Source organism: Lentzea tibetensis (assembly GCF_007845675.1).
GTDB classification, from domain to species: domain Bacteria; phylum Actinomycetota; class Actinomycetes; order Mycobacteriales; family Pseudonocardiaceae; genus Lentzea; species Lentzea tibetensis.
On sequence record NZ_VOBR01000003.1, the window covers coordinates 124949 to 144354 of the forward strand.

Genomic DNA, 19406 nt, shown 5'->3' on the forward strand with positions numbered 1-19406 from the left:
CTGGATCCTCTGGGGGAGAAGAAATGGCTAGGAACCACCTGAAGGCGGTGGTGATCGGGGCGGGCTTGTTCGCGATCGCCGCGTGCTCGGCACAGCCGGACGAACCACGACCCGAGCCCCCGCTGGGACCGGTTCCGGTCATCCAGGTCGACGCGGACGTCACGTTCCCGCTCGACGGCTACCTGATCTCGCCGGAGCGCAGGGCCACCGTCCGGAAGGGCCAGGACCTGTTGGTGCAGAAGTGCCTGCGCCGGTTCGGCTTCGAGATGGAGCTGCCCGACCGCGAGGCGGACCAGGTGCGGGGCCGCGTCATCGGTGTCGTCGACGACGCGGAGGTGGCGAAGTACGGCTACTCCGATCCGGAGACGCTCGAGTCCGTTCACAAGGCCGAGCAGATCAGGAAGGACCAGAAGCCCTGGCCGGAGGAGATGGTCGCCGTGCTGAACGGGCGCGGGCAGAACGCGTCGAAGAAGGGCGATGTTCCCCAGGGAGGCTGCGCAGGCGAAGCTCAACGGGCACTCGGGCTCGCGTCGCAGAGCGTGGACAAGCCCGGCGACGAGAACTTCGTGATCGCCCTGTCGCGCGACTCGACCAAGCTGACCGAGGAGGACAGCAGGTTGAAGGGCGCCTGGGGCAAGTGGAGCGCCTGCATGAAGGAGGCGGGGTACGACTACGCCGACCCGTGGGGGCCCAACGGCGAGAAGAAGTTCGGCGGTGACGACGCTTCGCCGGAGGAGATCGCCACGGCGCGCGCCGACGTCGCCTGCCGCAAGAAGCACGACGTGAACGGGATCTGGGTGGCGGTGCGGACCGCCTATCAGAACCGGCTCATCGAGGACAACGCCGATGCGCTGAAGCAGCACCAGAACCGCATCGACGAACAGGTGCGCAAGGCGACCGAGGTCGTGTCGGCCAAGAAGTGAGGCGCTGGTGGCGTGGCGCCGTGGTCACCAGGTGACGGGCAGAGAGTGGAGCGCTCGGGTCGACAAGCCCGTTTTCCACTCCAGCTCGTCCACCGGCACCGCGGGCGCCAGTCCGGGGAACCGCGCGAGCAACCCGCCCAGGGCCGCGCGCAGTTCGAGCCGCGCCAGCTGAGCGCCGAGGCAGAAGTGCGGTCCGTGCCCCAGTCCGACGTGGGGCGCGGGTCCGGCCCGCGTGATGTCGAAGACCTCGGGTGACGGATACGCCGAAGGATCCCGGTTGGCCACTGTGATCAACGGGATGACGGCTTCGCCCGCCCGCACCACGACCTCCCCGACCGGTGTGTCCGCGACGGCCACGCGCGGCATGGTCGCGGACGTGAGCCGCGAGTGCCGCAGCAGCTCGTCCACGGCCTGGGGCAGCAGGGCCGGATCCGAGCGCAGCAACTCCCACTGCGCGGGGTGCTGGAACAGGGTGACCAGCGAGTTGCCGATCTGGCTGACCGTGGTCTCGTGCCCGGCGATCAGCAGCAGCTGCACGTTCGACACCAGCTCGGACGGCGACAGGTGGCCGCCCTCGTCGTTCACCGCGATCAACGCCGAGATCAACGCCTCGTCCGGTGCCGCGCGGCGTTCCTCGATCAACGCGGCCAGGTACCCGTCGACCTGCTTGATCGCCGCACCGATCTCGGCCGGCGTGTACGCGGTGCGCGCGATCAGCACACCCGCCCAGCCGCGGATCCGCTCCTGGGCTTCGGCCGGCACGCCGAGCAGCTCGCAGATCACCATGATCGGTAGCGGTTCGGCGAAGTGGCGCACCAGGTCAGCGGGTTGCGCCAACCGGGAGAAGTCGGTGAGCAGGGTGGACACCAGCTCGTCGACGCGCGGGGCGAGGCGGTCGACCATGCGCGGGGTGAACGCGTTCGCCATCAGCCTGCGCACCCGCGTGTGCCGGGGCGGATCCATGCTGACCAGCAGCTGGGGGTTGGCACCGGCCTGGTTGACCAGCGGGCTGCCCGGCCCGGCCGCGGCCTCGCGGCTGAAGCGCTGGTCGGACAGGACCTGGCGGACCGCGTCGTAGCCGAGTGCCAGCCACACCTCCCGCCCGTCCATCGACGCGCGAACCATCGGCGCCTCTTCGAGCAGGCGCACGCCCTCGGGTTCCGTGTCGGCACCGGGCGGGGTGTCGAACGGATAAGTCGTCACCCGGCCAACGATAGGCGAGAAGGCGTCACACCAGGGGCACAGCTCGATCGAGGATCGCGCCGAAGTCCGTGCCGCGCGGCAGGGTGCCGAACGCGACACCCCAGTCGCCGGACAGTCGCGACGCGCAGAACGCGTCCGCGACCGCGGGGTGACCGTGCCGCACGAGCAGCGCGCCCTGCAGGATCAACGCCATCCGCTCGACCAGCCTGCGCGCCTGCGACTCGTCCACATCGGACAGTGAGGCTTTCAGCGCCGCGACGGCCGAGTCCACGCGGGGATCCACGCCGGTCACGAGCTCCAGGTACTCCTCGACCAACGACGGCTCGCGGGACAGCGCACGCAGCACGTCCAGCGCCGCCACGTTGCCCGAGCCCTCCCAGATCGAGCTCAGCGGCGACTCGCGGAACAGCCGCGGCATGCCGGAGTCCTCGATGTACCCGTTGCCGCCCAGGCACTCCAGCGCCTCGGCGGCGTGAGCGGGGCCGCGCTTGCACACCCAGTACTTGGTGACCGCCAGCCCGAGCCGCGAGCGACCCGACGCCAGCCACATCGCGACGGTCGTGGCCGCCTCGGACTCGACGGCCAGGTCCGCCAGCACGTTGCGCATCGCGGGCTGGTCGATCAACAGCGAGCCGAACGCCTTGCGGTGCGCGGCGTGGTGCGCGGCCTGCGTGACGCCGAGCCGCATGCCGGACGCGGAGCCGAGCACGCAGTCGAGCCTGGTCGTGTTGACCATCTCGATGATCGTGCGGACGCCCCGGCCCTCCTCGCCGACCAGCCACCCGACGGCGTCGGTGTACTCGATCTCGGCGGAGGCGTTGGACCTGTTGCCCAGCTTGTCCTTCAGGCGCTGGAGGGTGATGGCGTTGCGGGTGCCGTCCGGCAGCACGCGCGGCACGAGGAAGCACGACAGACCGCCGGGTGCCTGTGCCAGGGTCAGGAACACGTCCGACATCGGCGCGGACGTGAACCACTTGTGGCCGGTCAGCAGGTAGTCAGAACCGGAAGGCCGCGCGACGGTCGTGTTCGCGCGGACGTCCGAACCGCCCTGCTTCTCGGTCATCGACATGCCCGCGATGAGCCCGCTCTTGGTCAGCGGCGCGCGCAGCCCGAAGTCGTAGGACCGCGACGCCAGCAGCGGCTCGTACTGCTCGGCGAGCACGGGGTTCATCCGCAGCGCGGGAACAGCCGCGTAGGTCATCGAGATCGGGCAGCCGTGGCCCGCCTCGACCTGGCTCCACACGTAGAACTTGGCGGCGCGCTGCAGGTGGTTGCCCTCGCGCCACGGCGCGGCGTGCAGGCCGTGCGTGACGGCGACGTCCATCAGGTCGTGCCAGGCCGGGTGGAACTCGACCTCGTCGATCCGGTTGCCGTACCGGTCGTGCGTGTGCAGCACCGGCGGGTTGACGTTCGCCAGCCTGCCCCGGTCCTGCCACTCCGGGGTGCCGGCGAGCCTGCCCAGTGCGCGCAGCGACGGCTCGTCCACCCAGGTCAGCAGTGCCGGGTCCGCCGAGACGTCGTGCCCGGTCAGCGGCGGTACCTGGTTGATGACTTCGTGGGTCGCCATGCCGCCACGCTACTACCGGCCGGTAACTTGGGACAGCACTTCCCTCGTCCGCCTGAGCCCGACGTGGTGGCCGCTGGCCTCGTGCAACGCCAGCGCCTCGTGCGCGTACCGGTGTGCCTGGCCGTCCTCGCCCCGGCGCAGGTGGACCTCGGCGAGCACGGTCAGCGCCTGCGCCTCCAGCAGCTTGTAGCCGGCCATCCGGGAGATCGACAACGACTGCAGCGCGTGCGTCACGTCCGCCGTGGTCGAGGTGAGGCCGATCAGCGCCACCGCCTCGCCGTGCCGGTACCCGGTGCGCCGCGCGAGCACCAGCGCGCGGGCGTGGTGCTCCTGCGCCTCGTCGAGGTCGCCCATCAGCTCCTGCACGGACGCGATCGTGTTGCGCGCGTCGGTCTCGGCACCCGGATCGCCGATGTCGAGCGCCATGTCCAGCGCTTCCCGGCCGATCCGCAGCGCCTCGTCGTACCGGCCCGCGTCCCGGTACGCCCAGGACAGGTCGTCGAGCATGTACGACGCGTGCGAGCGCGCGCCGTGCTCCTTCAGCACCCGCACCGACTCGGTCATGTACTCGATGGCCGTGTCCACGTCACCGAGGTCGCGCAGCGGCCCGCCGACGACGCCCAGGTAGAACCCGGCGAAGTACGCGGAGTCGCTCTCGCGGGCCAGTCGCAGCGCCTCGCCGTGGAAGTACCGCGCCTCCTCGAGCCTGCCCTGCTGCCAGCAGGTCGCGCCGAGCCCGAAGTAGTTGGACGGCAGCACGTCCAGGAACCCCTGCGCGCGGTTCAGCTCGATGGCCTCGGTGTAGCAGTCGAGCGCGGTGTCGATGTCACCGATCTCCCGGTACACGTGGCCGGTCGAGTTCAGGATCCGCGCCCGCGCCTCCGGCCACGCGATCGCCAGCGCGGCCTGCGCGTACTCGATGGCCCGCTGGTGCTGGCCGCGGCTCCAATGCGCGTTGCTGAGGTTGTGCAACGCGGTCAGCCTGCCCGCCTCGTCCGTGCCGGCCCCGGCCAGCGCGGCTTCCGCGACGGCCAGCCAGTCCGCGCCGTGCCTGCGGAGCTTGAAGAACCCGTGCAGCCGATCCGCGAGCAGCCACTTGACCCGGTTCGGGCTGTACGCGCTCACCGCGACCAGGTTGGCGCGCTCGGACTCCAGCCACGCCACCGCGTCCGCGCTCGACGAGAACCGCGACTCCTCCGGCTTGCCCGGACCGAGGTGGCAGAACTCGGCGCCGACGAACTGCGCCGCCTGGTGCGTCGTGTCCAGGTACCACTCGTAGAGCCGGTCGCACGCGGCACGGCGTTGCTCGGCGGTGTCGTCGCTCTGCGCGCGGTCGTACGCGTAGAGCCGCAACAGGTCGTGGAACCGGTAGCGCCCGGACGCATGTTCTTCCAAAAGGTTCGCGCGGACCAGCTGATCCGGGTCGGCCGGTTCACCCGCGAGCCGTGTCGCGGACTCGGCGGTGAAGTCCAGTCCCGGTACGAGCCCGAGCCGCCGGAACAGCCTGCGCTGGGCGGGTGTGAGCGCCTTGTACGACAGGTCGAACGCGGCTCGCACGGCCACCTGCTCGTCGTCCGCGATCGCGAGCGCCGCGAGCCGGTTCTCCTCGCGCAGGTCCGCGACGACGTTGCTGATCGACATCCCGGTGGGGGCGGGCCGGAGGCTGGGGGTCGGCGATGGCGCCGTGTTGGCGGCGGCGATGCGGAGCGCCAGCGGCAGGTAGCCGCACAGCGCGGCGAGCTCGGCCGCCGCGGCGGGCTCGGCGTCGACCAGGTCGTCGCCGAGCAGCTCGCGCAGCAGCTCCACCGCCTCGTCCGGGTCGAGCACGTCGAGGAACAGCGGCAGCGCGTCCAGCTCGGCGAGCCGGTTGCGGCTGGTGATCAGCACGAGGCACGACTCGTTGCCCGGCAGCAGCGGCCGCACCTGGTCCGCGTCGACCGCGTTGTCCAGCAGCACCAGCATGCGGCGGCCGGACAGCAGCGTGCGGTACAGCGCGGACTGCTCGTCCACGCTGATCGGGACGCGTTCCGGCTTGATGCCCAGTGCGCGCAGGAACTGGGTGAGCACGTCACCCGGTCGCAGCGGCCGGTCGTGCGGGTCGAAGCCGCGCAGGTTCACGTACAGCTGCCCGTCCGGGAACCGGTCGGGCACGCTGTGCGAGAAGTGCAACGCCAGTGCCGTTTTCCCGACTCCCGCGGTGCCGTCGATCGCCGTGATGAGAACGGTTTCGGCGCTCTCGGCCAGCTGGTTCAGCTCCTTGCCGCGCCCGGTGAAGTCCGGGATCGCGCCGGGCAGCTGGTGCGGCACCTGGGTCGGTTCGAGCGGCTGCGTCTCGGCCTGCTTCAGCTCGTGGCGCGCCGCGGTGCGCTCGGCGTCGAGTGCGGCGCGGAGGCCGTCCCACAGCGGCGTCGACGGCAGGCCCTCCAGCGGCGGGCCGTGCCACAGGCTGAGACCGGACCGCAGCAGCTGCGTCGCGAGCACCGGGTCGTCGGTCGTGCGCGCCTCGGCGACGAGCCTGCGGAAGCGGTGCAGGTCGACGAGGCCGGGATCGATCTCCAGCGAGTAGCCGTTGCCGACCGTGGTCAGCACGATGTCCGGCACGTCGGCGAGCGTGCGGCGCAGCCGGTGGATCTGCGTGCGCAGCGCGTTCGCGGGCGTGGACGGCTGGTCGTCGCCCCAGACCGCGTCCAGCAGACGGGACATCGGCACGGCGCGACCGGGCTCCAGCAGCAGTGCGGTGAGCAGGCAGCGCTGTCGAGTGGTCAGCGGCGTGTCGTCGACGTCCACCCGGCCGAGCAACTGAATCCGCACGCCTCCCATTCAAACATCAGGGTGACTGTGGCTCGTTAGGACATTTGGACGTGCCAACAGCGCTGTCGCGGAATAACGTCGAGTGGGTGAGCGAGGCTGAGCACAATCAGGCCGTCACGGCCGTACGCGCGCAGTTCGCCGCCATGCGTGAAGGAGCGCCTGTGCGGCTGGCGAAATCCACCTCCAACCTCTTCCGCTTCCGAGCCGACCAGTCCGGTGGACTGGAGGTCGGCAGGCTGAACCGGGTCCTGTCGGTCGACCCGGTCGCACGCACCGCGCAGGTGCAGGGCATGACCACGTACGAAGACCTGGTGGACGCGACGCTGCCGCACGGCCTGATGCCGCTGGTGGTGCCGCAGTTGAAGACCATCACGCTCGGCGGCGCGGTCGCCGGGCTGGGGATCGAGTCCACGTCCTTCCGCAACGGCCTGCCGCACGAGTCCGTGCGGGAGCTGGAGGTCCTGACCGGCCAGGGTGACGTCGTGGTCGCCAAACCGGACGACGACCTGTTCCGCGGTTTCCCCAACTCCTACGGCACGCTCGGATACGCGCTGCGACTGGAGATCGAGCTCGAACCTGTCAAGCCTTTTGTCCGGTTGCGACACGTTCCGTTCGGTTCCGCCGCCGAGTGCGCCGAGGTCATCGCGCAGGTGTGCGCGGACGGTTCGGCGGATTTCGTCGACGGCACGGTCTTCTCAGCGGATGAGATGTACCTGACGCTCGGCAACTTCGTCGACATCGCACCGGCGACGAGTGACTACACCGGCAACCAGATCTACTACCGGTCGATCCAGAGGCTCAGACACGACCATCTGACGATCAAGGACTACCTCTGGCGCTGGGACACGGACTGGTTCTGGTGCTCCCGCGCGTTCGGCGCGCAGAACCCGGTCGTGCGCAGGATGTGGCCGAAGCGCTACCTGCGGTCGGACGTGTACCGGTCGCTGGTGGCCCGGTACCGCCGCTTCAAGCCGCCCTCGACGCGGGAACCCGTGATCCAGGACGTCGAGATCCCGGTCAGCGCGCTCGCCGAGTTCCTCGGCTTCTTCCACCGCGAGATCGGCATCTCGCCGATCTGGCTGTGCCCGGTGCGGTTGCGGACGTCCGAGGGCTGGCCGCTCTACCCGATGGACCCGGACGTGCTGTACGTCAACGTCGGCTTCTGGTCCGAGGTCCCGGTCCGTCCCGGCGAGCGGATGGGCGACCGCAACCGGATGATCGAGCACGAGGTCGCCAGGCTCGGCGGCCACAAGTCGCTGTACTCCGACTCGTACTACGAGGAAACGGACTTCTGGGACAAGTACAACGGGCCGGCCTACCGCTCGTTGAAGGAGAAGTACGACCAGACGAACCGGCTACCAGATCTCTACGCGAAGTGTGTCAGGGGGAGATGATCACCATGCGGTTGGCCAACGTGTTCCAGCGCATCACCGGTGGCGGCGGAGACGTCCGCTTCAGCGCGTACGACGGCAGCAGCGCAGGCCCGGACGACGCACCCGTCCACATCGAGGTGCGCACTCCCGAAGCGTTGTCGTACCTGGCGTCCGCGCCGGGGGAGCTGGGCCTCGCGCGGGCGTACGTCACCGGCAACCTGGAGATCATCGGTGACGCGCACGGCGCGCTCGCGCAGCTCTCCGAGTTCTCGCTGCGGGAGATCCCGTGGGCGGAACGCCTCGGGCTGCTGAGCTTCCTCGGCCGCACCCGGATCAACAACCGGGTGAGCCCGCCGCCGCAGGAGACCCGGCTGCACGGCCTGCGGCACTCGAAGGAGCGCGACCGGCAGGCGATCGCGCACCACTACGACGTGTCGAACCAGTTCTACGAGTGGATCCTCGGCCCGTCGATGGCGTACACGTGCGCGGTGTACCCGACCCTCGAGTCCACTTTGGAAGAAGCGCAGTTCGCCAAGCACGACCTCGTCGCCCGCAAGCTGGGGCTGCGCGAGGGCATGCGGCTGCTCGACGTCGGGTGCGGCTGGGGCGGCATGGTCATGCACGCCGCCCGCGAGTACGGCGTCCGCGCGATCGGCGTGACGCTGTCGCGCAACCAGGCCGAGTGGGCGCAGAAGGCGATCATCGACGCCGGGTTGTCCGAGCTGGCCGAGGTCCGCCACCTCGACTACCGCGACGTGCGGGAGACCGGGTTCGACGCGATCAGCTCGATCGGGCTCACCGAGCACATCGGCAAGGCCAAGCTGCCCGCGTACTTCCGGTCGTTGTACGCGAAGGTCAAGCCGGGCGGGCGGTTGCTCAACCACTGCATCACCCGGCCGGACAACCTGCAGCCTGCCCGCACCGGCGGCTTCATCGACCGGTACGTGTTCCCGGACGGCGAGCTCGTCGGCCCCGGCCACATCGTGTCGCTGATGCACGACACCGGGTTCGAGGTGCGGCACGAGGAGAACCTGCGCGAGCACTACGCGCTCACGCTGGCCGCCTGGTGCCGCAACCTCGAGTCGCACTGGGACGAGGCCGTCCGCGAGGTCGGCGAGGCACGGGCGCGCGTGTGGCGCCTGTACCTCGCCGCCTCCAGGCTCGGCTTCGACCGCAACAACATCCAGCTGCACCAGGTGCTCGGCGTGCGACTCGACGGCGTCAAGTCGCACATGCCGCTGCGCCCGGAGTGGCTGGGCTAAGGCGCTGGGACGGGGAAGGCCACCGGGCTGCGGTGGCCTTCCTGGTCCACGGCCCGCACGCCGAAGAACACGTTGTCCTTCGACAGGTCGACGGTGTGCGCGGTGACGGCGCCGACCGGGATGCGGTGCGTCCAGTCGGCCTCCTGGGTCGGCCGCCACACCACCTCGTAGCCCGCGGCGTCGGAACCCTTGTCCCACACCAGGTCCGTCTCGTTGGTGAGCCGGTTCGTGCGGATGCGCACGTTCTTCGGCGTGCTCGGCCCGTTCGCGAGCGACCACAGCGCCGCCGCGTTGACCCTGGCGACCCCGGTCATGTAGGGGAAGCTGCAGAACTCGACCAGGTCGCCGAACTGCACGCCGTTCTCGACGCGCACGTTCTGGTGCTGGTGCGCGTAGTTCTCGTGCGGCTCGGTGAACCGCGCCGCGGGCCTGCCGCGCTCGAGGAACGGGATGTGGTCGCCGCCGCGCAGGTACCGGTCCCGCCGGTAGATCACTTCGACGGTCATGCCGGTGGCGCTGTTGTTCGCGACGTCCGTGACGAACCGCGCGAGCTGCCTGCTGGGCGAGTCGTTCTCGCCGCCGACCGAGCGCCGGATCGCGGCCTGCTCCGGCGTCTCGGACGTGGGCACGCCCTCGGCGAACAGCCGCACGACCCGGTCGGCGTCCGGCGGTGCGGCGCCGACGATGTCGTTGGTGAACATCCCTTGCAGGTCAACGGGTTTGAGCGACTCGGCGAGGTGTGCCGCGCCCAGCAGCCCCTGCTCCTCGCCCGCCACGGCGGCGAAGATGATCGTGGCCTTCGGCTTCCTGGCGGCCATGACGCGGGCGAGCTCCATGACCACGGCGACACCGGACGCGTCGTCGTCGGCGCCGGGCGCGTCGCTGGTGAAGTCCATGACGTCGCTCGCCCGCGAGTCGTAGTGCCCGGACACCACGTACACGCGGTTCGGGTCCGTGCCGGGCAGCGTGGCCAGCACGTTGGTGATCGTCGTGGGAACCGGGATGCGCCCGCCGGGCGGCTGGACGAACGACTGGAGCTCGGCGCGGATGCCGTACCCGCCGAGCTCCTTGAGAATCCAGTCGCGGGCCGCGCCGATGCCCCGGATCGGGTCGGTCTGGCTGGAGAGGGTGTGCCGGGTGCCGAAGCTCGCCAGCTTGCGCACCGACGCCTCGATGCGGCGCTGGTCCAGCGCGCTGAGGATGCGGCGCAGCTCCCGGTCGGGTTGCTGAGGGCGGATCCGCTGTCCCGGACCCGTCGGCCAGTCGCGGGTGCCGGCCGCCGCGCTCGGGATGGGAACTGCCGCGACCGCGGGGGTGAGTGCCGCCGCGGCCATGAACTGTCGTCGACTAGGCATCACCCTGGTCTAGACCCCTACCGGCGAGTCCGACAAGGGCACTTCGGCGGGAGTCGTCCGGCAAGCGCTTTCCCGAAGGTGTAGTTCAGATCCCCTGAAGGACACCGCAGATTACGTCCGCCCGGCGGAACACTCGGCCGGGAGCTCTCGGTACTACTTGGTGCGGGGCGTCTGGGGGCGCCCTGACCACCACATCCGGGGGAGTTCATGGGGGCAATGAGGGTTCTTCAACGCGTCGTCGTGTTCGCAGGCGTGGCCGCCGGGTGCGCACTGCTGGCCGTCGCACCGGCCGGCGCGCAGCCGGTGACCAGCGGATCTCTGGTGTTCTCCGGTGATCCGGGCGACTACATCACCGGAGGCGGGTCGTACAAGTACTCGCCCGCCAACGGCGACGAGCTGACCGTCAACGCGGGCGAGAACCGCAACTACGTCGGTGTGCGCGTCAACGGTGTGCAGGGCGACTGGTGGTATCTCGACCTCGCCGCGCCGAAGGGGCAGGAGCTGACGGCCCGCACCTACGAGGGTGCGACGCGGTACCCGTTCCAGGGTGCCGGTCCCGGCCTGAGCCTCAGCGGCAACGGTCGCGGCTGCAACGAGCTGAGCGGCACGTTCACCGTCCAGAACGTCAAGTGGGGGCCGCACGGCTACGTCGAGAAGCTCGACGCGACCTACGAGCAGCACTGCGAGCACTGGGACGCGGCCCTGCGCGGTGAGGTGCACATCGCCAACGCGCCCGCACCCGCCGAGCTGGCGCTGGGGCCCGCGATCAACGACGAGGGCAAGGCCAACCCGGTCAACGGGAAGGCCGTCGTGTCCGGCACCGTCACCTGCTCCGTGCCGGTCTCCGCGACCGTGGCGGGCACGGTCACCCAGGTGAAGAACAACGTGATCATCAAGGGGAACTACTCGACGCAGGTCGCGTGCAAGCCGGGGGAGAACGTCCCGTGGACCGCGTCCGCCGAGCCGGCGGGCACCACGCCGTTCCAGCGCGGCAAGGCCGAGGTCTACACGCGAGCCAGTGCCCAGGACCCGAACTACAACGTTCCGGTGTCCAAGGAAACCACCAAGGTCGTGCAGCTGCGGCGCGGCACGACCGGCGCGCTCACCGACGAGTGAGCGGGTTCCGTCGGGGGCGCCTCCGTGAAAGGCGCCCCCGACGACCTACCTACGACAGCTGGTCGACGATCTTCTGGGCCTGGTTGCTGGGGATCGCGAACCCGATGCCCACGCTGCCCGCCTCACCGGCGCCGCTCGACGGCGAGTAGATCGCCGAGTTGATGCCGATCAGCTGGCCCGCGGAGTTCACCAGCGGCCCGCCCGAGTTGCCGGGGTTGATCGACGCGTCGGTCTGGATGGCCTGGTAGCTGACCGAGGAGCGGCGCGTCTCGCCGGGCACGGTCACCTTGCGGTCCAGCGCCGACACGATGCCGGACGTCACGGTGCCCTGGAGCCCCGAAGGCGATCCGACGGCCACGACGGCGTCACCGACGTGCACGTCGTCGGAGTCGGCGAACGTGATGGGCGTCAGCCCGCTGACCCCGGACACCTGGAGCACCGCGAGGTCCGACGACGGGTCGGTGCCGACCACGGTGGCCTGCGCCGTCTTGCCGTCGTTGAACGTCACGCTCACCTCCTGCGCGCCCGAGACCACGTGGTTGTTCGTGAGGATGCGGCCGTCGGCGCTCAGCACGACTCCGGAGCCGACGCCGTTGGGCAGGTTCACCTGCACCACGCTCGGCAGCACCTTGTCCGCGATCGCGGAGATGTCCGAAGTGGACTGCGCGGCAACGGTCCGTGCGGTGGCGGCCGCCGGCGTGGCGACGTCACCGCCGATCACCGCGCCTGCGACACCACCGAACAGTCCGGCGACCAGCGCGGCCGCGGTGACCACACCTGCCGTGCGACGACGCCAGAACTTCGGCGTGGCAGGCTCGACGGTCTCGACGAGTGATCCGCTCATCGCGGGGAAGCTCTTCTCGGTCATGGCTCCACTGTGGCCGTCCGAGATGTGAGCAGACTGAGGATTGCCAGGGGACTGGCTAAGAACCCACGAGCAGTGCGTGGATCTCGTCGGCGGTGAGTGCGGCGCCGAAGTAGGGGCCTTGTCCGCCGGACACGCCGAGCTCGGCGAGTCTGCGTGCTTCGGTGGCGGTCCGCACGTCCTCGGCGAGCCGCGGTACGCGCAGCACCTTCGACCACTCCAGCAGGGCGACGGAGGCGGTCTCGTCGACCCGATTGGCACCGTCGTCGAGCCCGTGCACCACGGCACCGGTGAACTTGACGCCCGTCAGCGGCAGCTGGCGCAGCTTGTCGACGCCGACGTTGCCGCCGCCCATCTGGTCGAGCACCAGCTGGATGCCGCGCTCCGCGAGGATCGTCAGCTCGTCGATCTGCTCGTCGTTCAGCAAAGCGGGCAGGTTCTCGTGCAGCTCGAACCGCAGCAGCGTCGCGGGCAGCCCGGACTGCTCCAGCACCCGCGCGACCTCGGCGACCAGCTCGGGTTCCTGGCACACGCGGGGCGGCAGGTCGATGCTCAGCACCGGTGTCGACTCGCCCAGTTCGGCGAACCACTCGCCCGCCTGCGCGCAGGCGCGCTTCAGCGCCCAGTGGATCAGTCGCACGATCATGCCGGTGTCGGCGGAGATGCCGAGGAACTCCTCGGAGGACAGCACGCCGCGTTCGGGGTGGTCCCAGGTCAGCTTGGCCTCGACGGCGAGGATCCTGTTGTCCCGCAACGAGTACACCGGAAGGTAGTCGACCCGGAACTGGTCTTCCTCCAGTGCGCCGGGGATCGAGGCCGCCAGCGTGAAGCGTTCCTTGTCGTGCTTGTCGCGGGTCGGGTCGTACAGCGCCCACTGCGCTCTGCCGTCCCGCTTGGCCCAGCCGACCGTCACGTCCGCCGCCCGCAGCACGTGCGCCGCGTCGCTGCCACGGGCTTGGCGGGCCACGATGCCGACGCTCGCGGTGACCCCGATGCCGCTGGTGCCGACCCAGAGCGGCTCTTCGAGGCGGCTGGTGAAGTCCTCGACCAGTGCGATCACGCTGCGCACGTCGGCCGGGTTCTTGATCAGCACACCGAACTCGTCCTCGCCGATGCGCGCCAGTTGCCCGATCTCGCCGAACACCGATCTCAGGTGGTTCGCGGTGGACATCAGCACCCGGTTGCCCGCCTCGTGGCCGAACGCGTCGTTGACCACGCGGAAGCCGTCGATGTCGATCTGCACCAGCGCCAGCGTCTCGGGGCCCTTGGTGCCGGTCGCGCCCTCCAGCCAGCCGAGGAACTGCGACCGGTTCGGCAGGCCCGTCTGCATGTCGTTGAGCGACTGCTTGACGAGCTGCGTCTGCAGCGCGCGCACCTCGTTCATGTTCTCGATCATGGTGACGAAGTGCGCGGGTGTGCCGTCGTCCTCGCGGATCAGCGACACGGCCAGCAGCGCCGTGACGATCTCGCCGTCGCTGCGCACCAGCCGCTTCTCGACGCGCACGTGGTCGGAGTCGGAGTACATCAGCCGTTCGGCGATCTCGGCCATCGACTGGCGGTCGTCCGGGTGCAGCAGCTCGCGTCCGAGCATCGCGCGCAGGTCGGACTCGTCGTAGTCGACGAGGGTCAGCAGCGCGTCGTTGAACTCGACGATGTGGCCGTCCAGCGCGCTGACCACGATCGCCAAGCCGGACGCGCGGAAGATCGCCCGGAACTTGGCCTCGCCCGCGCGGGCGACCTCCTCCGCGCGCTTCATCGTGAGCATCGCGGCCTGGCGGCTCATCTCCTGCTGGTCGAGCGTCCGGTCGCGCAGCGCCTCGGCGTAGCCGGCGGCGAGCGCGCCGAGCAGCGCGGGGCGCAACGGGGTCAGCTCACCGAGGAAGCGGATCGACTCCTCGATCGTCGACGAGGAGATGAAGTCGTGCTCCACCATCGAGCGGCCGACCTGGCGGGCGGCTTCCGGCTCGTCCTTGAGCAGCGCGTCGACATACCCCATCAGCAGCTCTTCGAGCTGCGGGCGCGTCAGGTTGACGAGGAGGGTGCTGGAGATCGCCGCCGCCCAGCGAACGGCGGGCTCTCGGCTGTCGACCATGTTCATTCAGCTCTGGTGGCCATTCGTGTGGACCCTGTTTGATCCGCTCTATCGATCGCCGCGCGGCGATCGATACGAGTTTGCGATCTCCACCCGTCAGATTCCGCCGAACGAGTGAAAAACACTGCTCACACCACCACTGCGGGTGTGCTGCCCCACGAGCTTACTGATCACGGCGGTCCTGTCCAACCGGGGCGGATGCAATTCATGAGCGTGAACGTCAAACGGGCTGTTTGTGCCCCCGATCACAGCGGCCCGCGAAATGGGTGATCACTTCCCGGTACTGTCGAACGACATGGCCAGAATGCGCTCCGGCTTCAGCTATCAGGACGCCGTCAAGCTGCTGGGCGGCGACACGGACGCCGCCAAGCTGGTGGACCGGCTGTCCTCCGCCGGGGTGCTCCTCACCGGCGGCGTCAACCTCATCGACGCGCGGTCGGAGGTCGTCCGGCTCGGCAAGGACCTCGTGCGCACGGTGCGCACGCGCGTGCAGGGCATGTCGCGCCTCGACCGCACGCAGCTGCTGGAAGCCGCGCACAGCATCATCGTGGTGACGGCGTTCTTCGACGCGCTGGCCGACCTCTCCCTCCCCGTCGACGTCGGGCTCACGCGTCCCGAGCAGCTCGGTGTCATGACGTCCGCGCCCGGCCAGTTCCCGCGCACCGTCGACCTCGTCGGCGAGCTGCTGCGCTGGGACACGCCCCAGCCCAGCGCCGAGTGGCCGTTCGCCGACCTGGTGGCGGCGCTGGGCGTGCAGTACCGCGCCCGCGTCGGCAGCTTCCTCTCGTTCGTCAGCGGGCTGGCCGGGTGGGACGAGCTCGACGCGCGGCGCAGGCAGGCGTTCGTCTCTTCGGTGTCCGAAGAGCTGCCGGGCAAGGCGGTCGCCCGGTACGAGGCGATGTACCGCAAGCTCGCGCTCGACTGCCCCGAGTTCTCGGTGTGGACGTCGCTGCACGAGCACGCCGCCACCCGCAGCAGGCTGGACGACCTGCGCGCGCTGCTGGAGAGCGTCGCCAGCGGCGACGTTCCCGACGCGCGGCGCTCCGGCCTGGCCAAGGCGTACGCGGACGTGCTGGACCGGCCGCTGGTGGAAACCGGTGACCTGCCGCGTGATCTCGTGGTGCCGCCGCTGCGCCAGGCCTACGTCGCGCCGTTGTTCAAGGTGGCGGAGGTGACGCGCGAGGACGACATCTCGTTCGACTCGTGGTGGGCCGCCGTCCCCCGGCGCGACGACATCCAGGACTTCCTCGCCGGGTACCTCACCTCGTCGCGCGCCGTCTCGGCACCGCTGGTCGTGCTGGGACAACCGGGTTCGGGCAAGTCGGTGCTGACGAAGATGGTGGCGGCGCTGCTGCCGGCCTCCGACTTCCTGCCCATTCGCGTGGTGCTGCGGGACGTTCCGGCCGAAGCGGATGTGCAGGAGCAGATCGAGCACGCCATCCGGGACGCGACCGGCGAGCGCATCGACTGGCCTTCACTCGCCCGGTCGGCTGGCCAGGCCGTCCCCGTCGTGCTGCTGGACGGGTTCGACGAGCTGTTGCAGGCCACCGGGGTCAGCCGGTCGGACTACCTGACGAAGATCAGCGAGTTCCAGCGGCGCGAACGCACCCAGGGGCGCGCGGTGATCGTCGTGGTCACCAGCCGCATCGCGGTGGCGCACCGGGCGCGTGTCCCCGAGGGCACCACGGCGCTGCGCCTCGAACCGTTCGGCGAGGCCCAGGTCGCGCACTGGCTGGCGGGCTGGAACACGGCCAACGGGGACTACTTCCGCGCCAACGCCCTGCACCCGCTCGAAGCGGACGTGGTCCTCCAGCACGCCGATCTGGCCGAGCAGCCGCTGCTGTTGTTCATGCTCGCCCTGTACGACCTCGAGGGGAACGTCCTGTCGGACGGCTCGCGACTGCTCAGCCGCTCGACGTTGTACGAGGGGCTGCTGCGCCGGTTCGCGCGCAGGGAGGTGTCCAGGCAGGGCAGCTCGCTGCCGGACGAGGAGATCGAGCGCGGGGTCGAACGCGAGCTGGGGTACCTCTCGATCGTCGCCTTCGCCATGTTCAACCGCGGTGCGCAGTGGGTGGACGAGACCTCGCTGAACGAGGACCTGGAAGCGCTGTTCGGTGCCGCGGAGCCCGAGCGGGGCGTGCGCGCGCACCTCACCGCGGCGCAGCTGGTGCTGGGCCGGTTCTTCTTCGTGCACGAGGCGTGCGCCACCCGCGACGACGCGACGTTGCAGACCTACGAGTTCCTGCACGCGACGTTCGGCGAGTACCTGGTCGCGCGGCTCATCCACCAGGTGCTCTGCGACCTGGCGGAACGCGACCTCGCCGCACCCTCGTCACCCTTCGGCGACGGCCGGTGCGACGACGGCCTGCTGCACGCGCTCCTGTCGTTCGCGCCCCTCACCACTCGGGCGCCGGTGATGACGGCGCTGCGGGAGCTCTCGATCGGGCTCGAGCGGAGGCAGCGAGACGCGTTGCGGCTGCTGCTGGTGCGGTTGCTGCGGGCGGCGCAGCTACCGCGTTCGGACGCGGGGTACCCGCGCTACTCGCCGAGGCCGATGACGGTGCCGGGGCGGATCGCCGCGTACACCGCGAACCTGGCGCTGCTGATCGTCGTGATCGGGGGTGAGCTGCGGTCGACCGACCTCGGTGACGGTGACCGGGTGCGCGAGTGGGCGAGCCTGACCTACCTGTGGCGTTCGCAGATGTCCGCGGAGGAGTGGTCGGCGTTCGCCGCCCGCGTGGACGTCAGGCGTGGTGAAGGCCGTGACTTCGCCTTCGGGCACGCCAGGGGGATCAACTTCACCGAGACCGGTGACCTGATCCACGAGAACACGATCCACGGCGCCGGCGTGCTGGACCTGGCCGCGCACGCGGTGCTGCCCGTGTCCTACGCGCTGGGGCAGTCGATGAACCGCACCACGCCCTCCGGCAGGGACTTCGTCTCACCGGTGCACCTGTTGATGGACGCGTGGGCGGGCAACGCGGCGGACTCCGAGGAGAGGAACGCCAAGTACCAGGCGTGCCTGCTCGCGATCACGGACGTGCACCGGTACTGGGAGCTCCTGCTGCGGCTGATCGCCCAGGACGAGTCCGTGTCGACGGACGTCGCGCTGCTCGCGCTGTTCGCTGGACTGCACTACGGCACGGCGCCCGGTCCGTTGTCCGAGGTCGCGATGCTGCTGCTGGAACGCGTCGAACACCCGGCGGTGGTGTTCGACGCACTCAACCGGATCCTGGCCTGGGCGGAGCTGGAGGCCCCTGCGCTGGTCGCCGTCCGCGCGCTCGTCCGGCTGATCGAGCTCGGCCTCGAAGACGACCTGTGCCGGGTGCAGTACCTCGCGGATCCGGTGGCCTTCCTCAACCACGGCGTCCTCCTGGAGAAGATCGCCGAAGCCGACCCCGCGCTCTACACCCGGTTGCAGTGGGCCATGCGGTCCGTCGGGCTAGCCGACGGGGTGCGCTGGCTGTGAGGCCACCAGCGCGTTCAACGCGGCCGCGTCGAGGTGGCCGACCAGCTTCGCGGTGAGGTCCTCCGCCGAGATCGACAGCACCGACTCGTTGAGGAAGATGCCTTGTCCCGCAACGAGTCCGCCCAGCTCGACGAGCAACGGCCGCAGGTGCAGCTCGACCGCCAGCGCGTGCCGGTCCGCCGCCGCGACCAGCAGCGGGACGACGACCTTGCCGCGCAACCAGCCTGACGGCGCCTGGTCGAGCATTGCCTTGAGCAGTCCCGTGTAGGTGGCCTTGTAGGTGGGGGAGGCGATGACCAGCACATCCGCGCGAGCCAGTTCGTCCAGCGCGGCACGGACCTTCTCGCCGCCGGGGACGAAGACCTCCAGCGCGAGGTCGGCCGCGTCGACCAGCGGGCCGGTGTCCGCGACGGGGTGGTCGAGCACCTGGCGCACGGCGTCGCGCAGTGCGAGTGCCGCGTGCCAGGTGCGTGACGCCGGACGCGGGTTGCCTACCAGTACACCGATCTGGGTCATGGGCCCAGCACACCGGTGTCGGGAGAAGTCGTCAACCCGCGTCCACGCAGTGAAAGCGGTTGACTAGTACAGGATCTGCTGCTTGATCCAGGTTTCCTCGGAGGAGACCTTGCCGTACACGGCCGGGGCGTTGGGCTGCGCGCACTGCGGCGGGCCGAACGACACGACGCCGACGAGCTTGCCGCTCGCGACGAACGGGCCGCCCGAGTCGCCGAAGCACGAGTCGCGGTTGCCATCGACGTCACCGGCGCAGATCATCTGCTTCGGGTTGAAGACGTCGATGCCCTCGTCGTCCTTGCCGTAGAAGGTGAGGCACGACTTGTCCGGCACGACCGGCAGCTTCGCCTTGAGCAGCAGCGGCGACTCGCCGCCGCCCGCCTTCTGCGTGCTGCCCCAGCCGAGCACGGTCAGCTGCTTGCCGGGCTGCTGCAGGCCGCTGTCCTTGCTGGTGGCCAAGGAGATCGGCTTGTACGGCAGCACGCGGTCCAGCGTGAGCACGGCGAAGTCGGGGCCGAAGCCGTCGTACTTCGGGTGCACCGCCAGCCTCTTCACCTTGGCGACCACACCGGCGTCGGTGCGTTCGTCATCACGGCCCGCGACGACGTTCACCGTCGCCGGGTCGTCGGGCTTGCCGCCCTCCTCCACGCAGTGCGCGGCGGTGAGGACCTTGTTCGGTGCGACGATGCTGCCGCCGCAGAAGCTGTTCCGCTTGCCCGGCCTGGTCAGGAAAACCGCGAACGGGTTGTCCTTTGTGGATGCTTTCGTCCCGCCGACTACCTGGGTGGATGGTTCGTCATCGGCGACAGCCGTGCCGCTCAAGGGGAGCAGCACGGCCGACGCGAGAAGGATTCCGG

13 protein-coding genes are annotated in these 19406 nt (G+C 70.0%); 5 read left to right on the top strand and 8 right to left on the bottom strand.

Going from position 1 to position 19406, the window contains the following annotated elements; all coding sequences use genetic code 11:
* Nucleotides 1-23: 23 nt before the first annotated feature.
* Complete coding sequence (locus FKR81_RS04850) at nt 24-923, top strand: hypothetical protein (protein ID WP_146349713.1); 900 nt, start codon at nt 24-26, stop codon at nt 921-923.
* Between the two features lie 24 nt (nt 924-947).
* On the opposite strand, the gene FKR81_RS04855 is transcribed toward FKR81_RS04850, so the two are convergent.
* Genes FKR81_RS04855 through FKR81_RS04865 form a run of 3 tightly spaced genes read right to left on the bottom strand, consistent with a single transcriptional unit; the run spans nt 948 to nt 6504 of the window.
* The gene (locus FKR81_RS04855) at nt 948-2126 is read right to left on the bottom strand and encodes a cytochrome P450 (protein ID WP_235921300.1); all 1179 of its coding nucleotides are present in this window, start codon (nt 2124-2126) and stop codon (nt 948-950) included.
* A 25-nt stretch (nt 2127-2151) separates the two neighbouring features.
* Nucleotides 2152-3693 carry an acyl-CoA dehydrogenase family protein gene (locus tag FKR81_RS04860; protein WP_146349714.1) on the bottom strand — a complete coding sequence of 514 codons (1542 nt, stop codon included), beginning with the start codon at nt 3691-3693 and terminating at the stop codon, nt 2152-2154.
* A 12-nt stretch (nt 3694-3705) separates the two neighbouring features.
* The gene (locus FKR81_RS04865; RefSeq protein WP_186762774.1) at nt 3706-6504 is read right to left on the bottom strand and encodes an ATP-binding protein; all 2799 of its coding nucleotides are present in this window, start codon (nt 6502-6504) and stop codon (nt 3706-3708) included.
* Between the two features lie 143 nt (nt 6505-6647).
* On the opposite strand from FKR81_RS04865, the gene FKR81_RS04870 reads away from it, so the two are divergent.
* Nucleotides 6648-7898, top strand: coding sequence for an FAD-binding oxidoreductase (locus FKR81_RS04870; protein WP_146349978.1), 1251 nt, complete (start codon nt 6648-6650; stop codon nt 7896-7898).
* 5 nt (nt 7899-7903) lie between these two features.
* Nucleotides 7904-9139, top strand: a complete 1236-nt coding sequence (locus FKR81_RS04875) for an SAM-dependent methyltransferase (protein ID WP_146349716.1) — start codon at nt 7904-7906, stop codon at nt 9137-9139.
* Here the strand turns inward: FKR81_RS04875 and FKR81_RS04880 are convergent.
* The gene (locus tag FKR81_RS04880) at nt 9136-10494 is read right to left on the bottom strand and encodes a M28 family metallopeptidase (protein ID WP_146349717.1); all 1359 of its coding nucleotides are present in this window, start codon (nt 10492-10494) and stop codon (nt 9136-9138) included. The two genes, FKR81_RS04875 and FKR81_RS04880, sit on opposite strands and share 4 nt — an antisense overlap.
* A 216-nt stretch (nt 10495-10710) precedes the next feature.
* Here FKR81_RS04880 and FKR81_RS04885 point away from each other — a divergent pair, with 216 nt between their 5' ends.
* Nucleotides 10711-11610, top strand: a complete 900-nt coding sequence (locus FKR81_RS04885; RefSeq protein WP_146349718.1) for a hypothetical protein — start codon at nt 10711-10713, stop codon at nt 11608-11610.
* 49 nt (nt 11611-11659) lie between these two features.
* Here the strand turns inward: FKR81_RS04885 and FKR81_RS04890 are convergent, their stop codons facing one another.
* The gene (locus tag FKR81_RS04890) at nt 11660-12478 is read right to left on the bottom strand and encodes a S1C family serine protease (RefSeq protein ID WP_146349719.1); all 819 of its coding nucleotides are present in this window, start codon (nt 12476-12478) and stop codon (nt 11660-11662) included.
* Between the two features lie 55 nt (nt 12479-12533).
* A complete protein-coding gene (locus FKR81_RS04895) occupies nt 12534-14567 on the bottom strand; it encodes a putative bifunctional diguanylate cyclase/phosphodiesterase (RefSeq protein WP_186762775.1) in 2034 nt (677 codons plus the stop codon).
* 295 nt (nt 14568-14862) lie between these two features.
* Between FKR81_RS04895 and FKR81_RS04900 the strand changes: the two genes are divergently transcribed.
* A complete protein-coding gene (locus tag FKR81_RS04900) occupies nt 14863-18036 on the top strand; it encodes an NACHT domain-containing protein (protein ID WP_146349721.1) in 3174 nt (1057 codons plus the stop codon).
* On the opposite strand, the gene FKR81_RS04905 is transcribed toward FKR81_RS04900, so the two are convergent.
* On the bottom strand, nt 18010-18552 hold the full coding sequence (locus tag FKR81_RS04905; protein WP_146349722.1) for an NADPH-dependent FMN reductase: 543 nt from the start codon (nt 18550-18552) through the stop codon (nt 18010-18012). The genes FKR81_RS04900 and FKR81_RS04905 overlap by 27 nt on opposite strands.
* Before the next feature lie 63 nt (nt 18553-18615).
* The gene (locus tag FKR81_RS04910) at nt 18616-19371 is read right to left on the bottom strand and encodes a S1 family peptidase (protein WP_186762776.1); all 756 of its coding nucleotides are present in this window, start codon (nt 19369-19371) and stop codon (nt 18616-18618) included.
* Nucleotides 19372-19406 lie beyond the last annotated feature (35 nt).

Coding starts and splice junctions, on each gene's coding strand:
- FKR81_RS04850 (WP_146349713.1), top strand. CDS start 24: ATGGCTAGGAACCACCTGAAGGCGGTGGTGATCGGGGCGGGCTTGTTC.
- FKR81_RS04860 (WP_146349714.1), bottom strand. CDS start 3,693: ATGGCGACCCACGAAGTCATCAACCAGGTACCGCCGCTGACCGGGCAC.
- FKR81_RS04870 (WP_146349978.1), top strand. CDS start 6,648: ATGCGTGAAGGAGCGCCTGTGCGGCTGGCGAAATCCACCTCCAACCTC.
- FKR81_RS04875 (WP_146349716.1), top strand. CDS start 7,904: ATGCGGTTGGCCAACGTGTTCCAGCGCATCACCGGTGGCGGCGGAGAC.
- FKR81_RS04880 (WP_146349717.1), bottom strand. CDS start 10,494: ATGCCTAGTCGACGACAGTTCATGGCCGCGGCGGCACTCACCCCCGCG.
- FKR81_RS04885 (WP_146349718.1), top strand. CDS start 10,711: ATGAGGGTTCTTCAACGCGTCGTCGTGTTCGCAGGCGTGGCCGCCGGG.
- FKR81_RS04890 (WP_146349719.1), bottom strand. CDS start 12,478: ATGACCGAGAAGAGCTTCCCCGCGATGAGCGGATCACTCGTCGAGACC.
- FKR81_RS04895 (WP_186762775.1), bottom strand. CDS start 14,567: ATGGTCGACAGCCGAGAGCCCGCCGTTCGCTGGGCGGCGGCGATCTCC.
- FKR81_RS04900 (WP_146349721.1), top strand. CDS start 14,863: ATGGCCAGAATGCGCTCCGGCTTCAGCTATCAGGACGCCGTCAAGCTG.
- FKR81_RS04905 (WP_146349722.1), bottom strand. CDS start 18,552: ATGACCCAGATCGGTGTACTGGTAGGCAACCCGCGTCCGGCGTCACGC.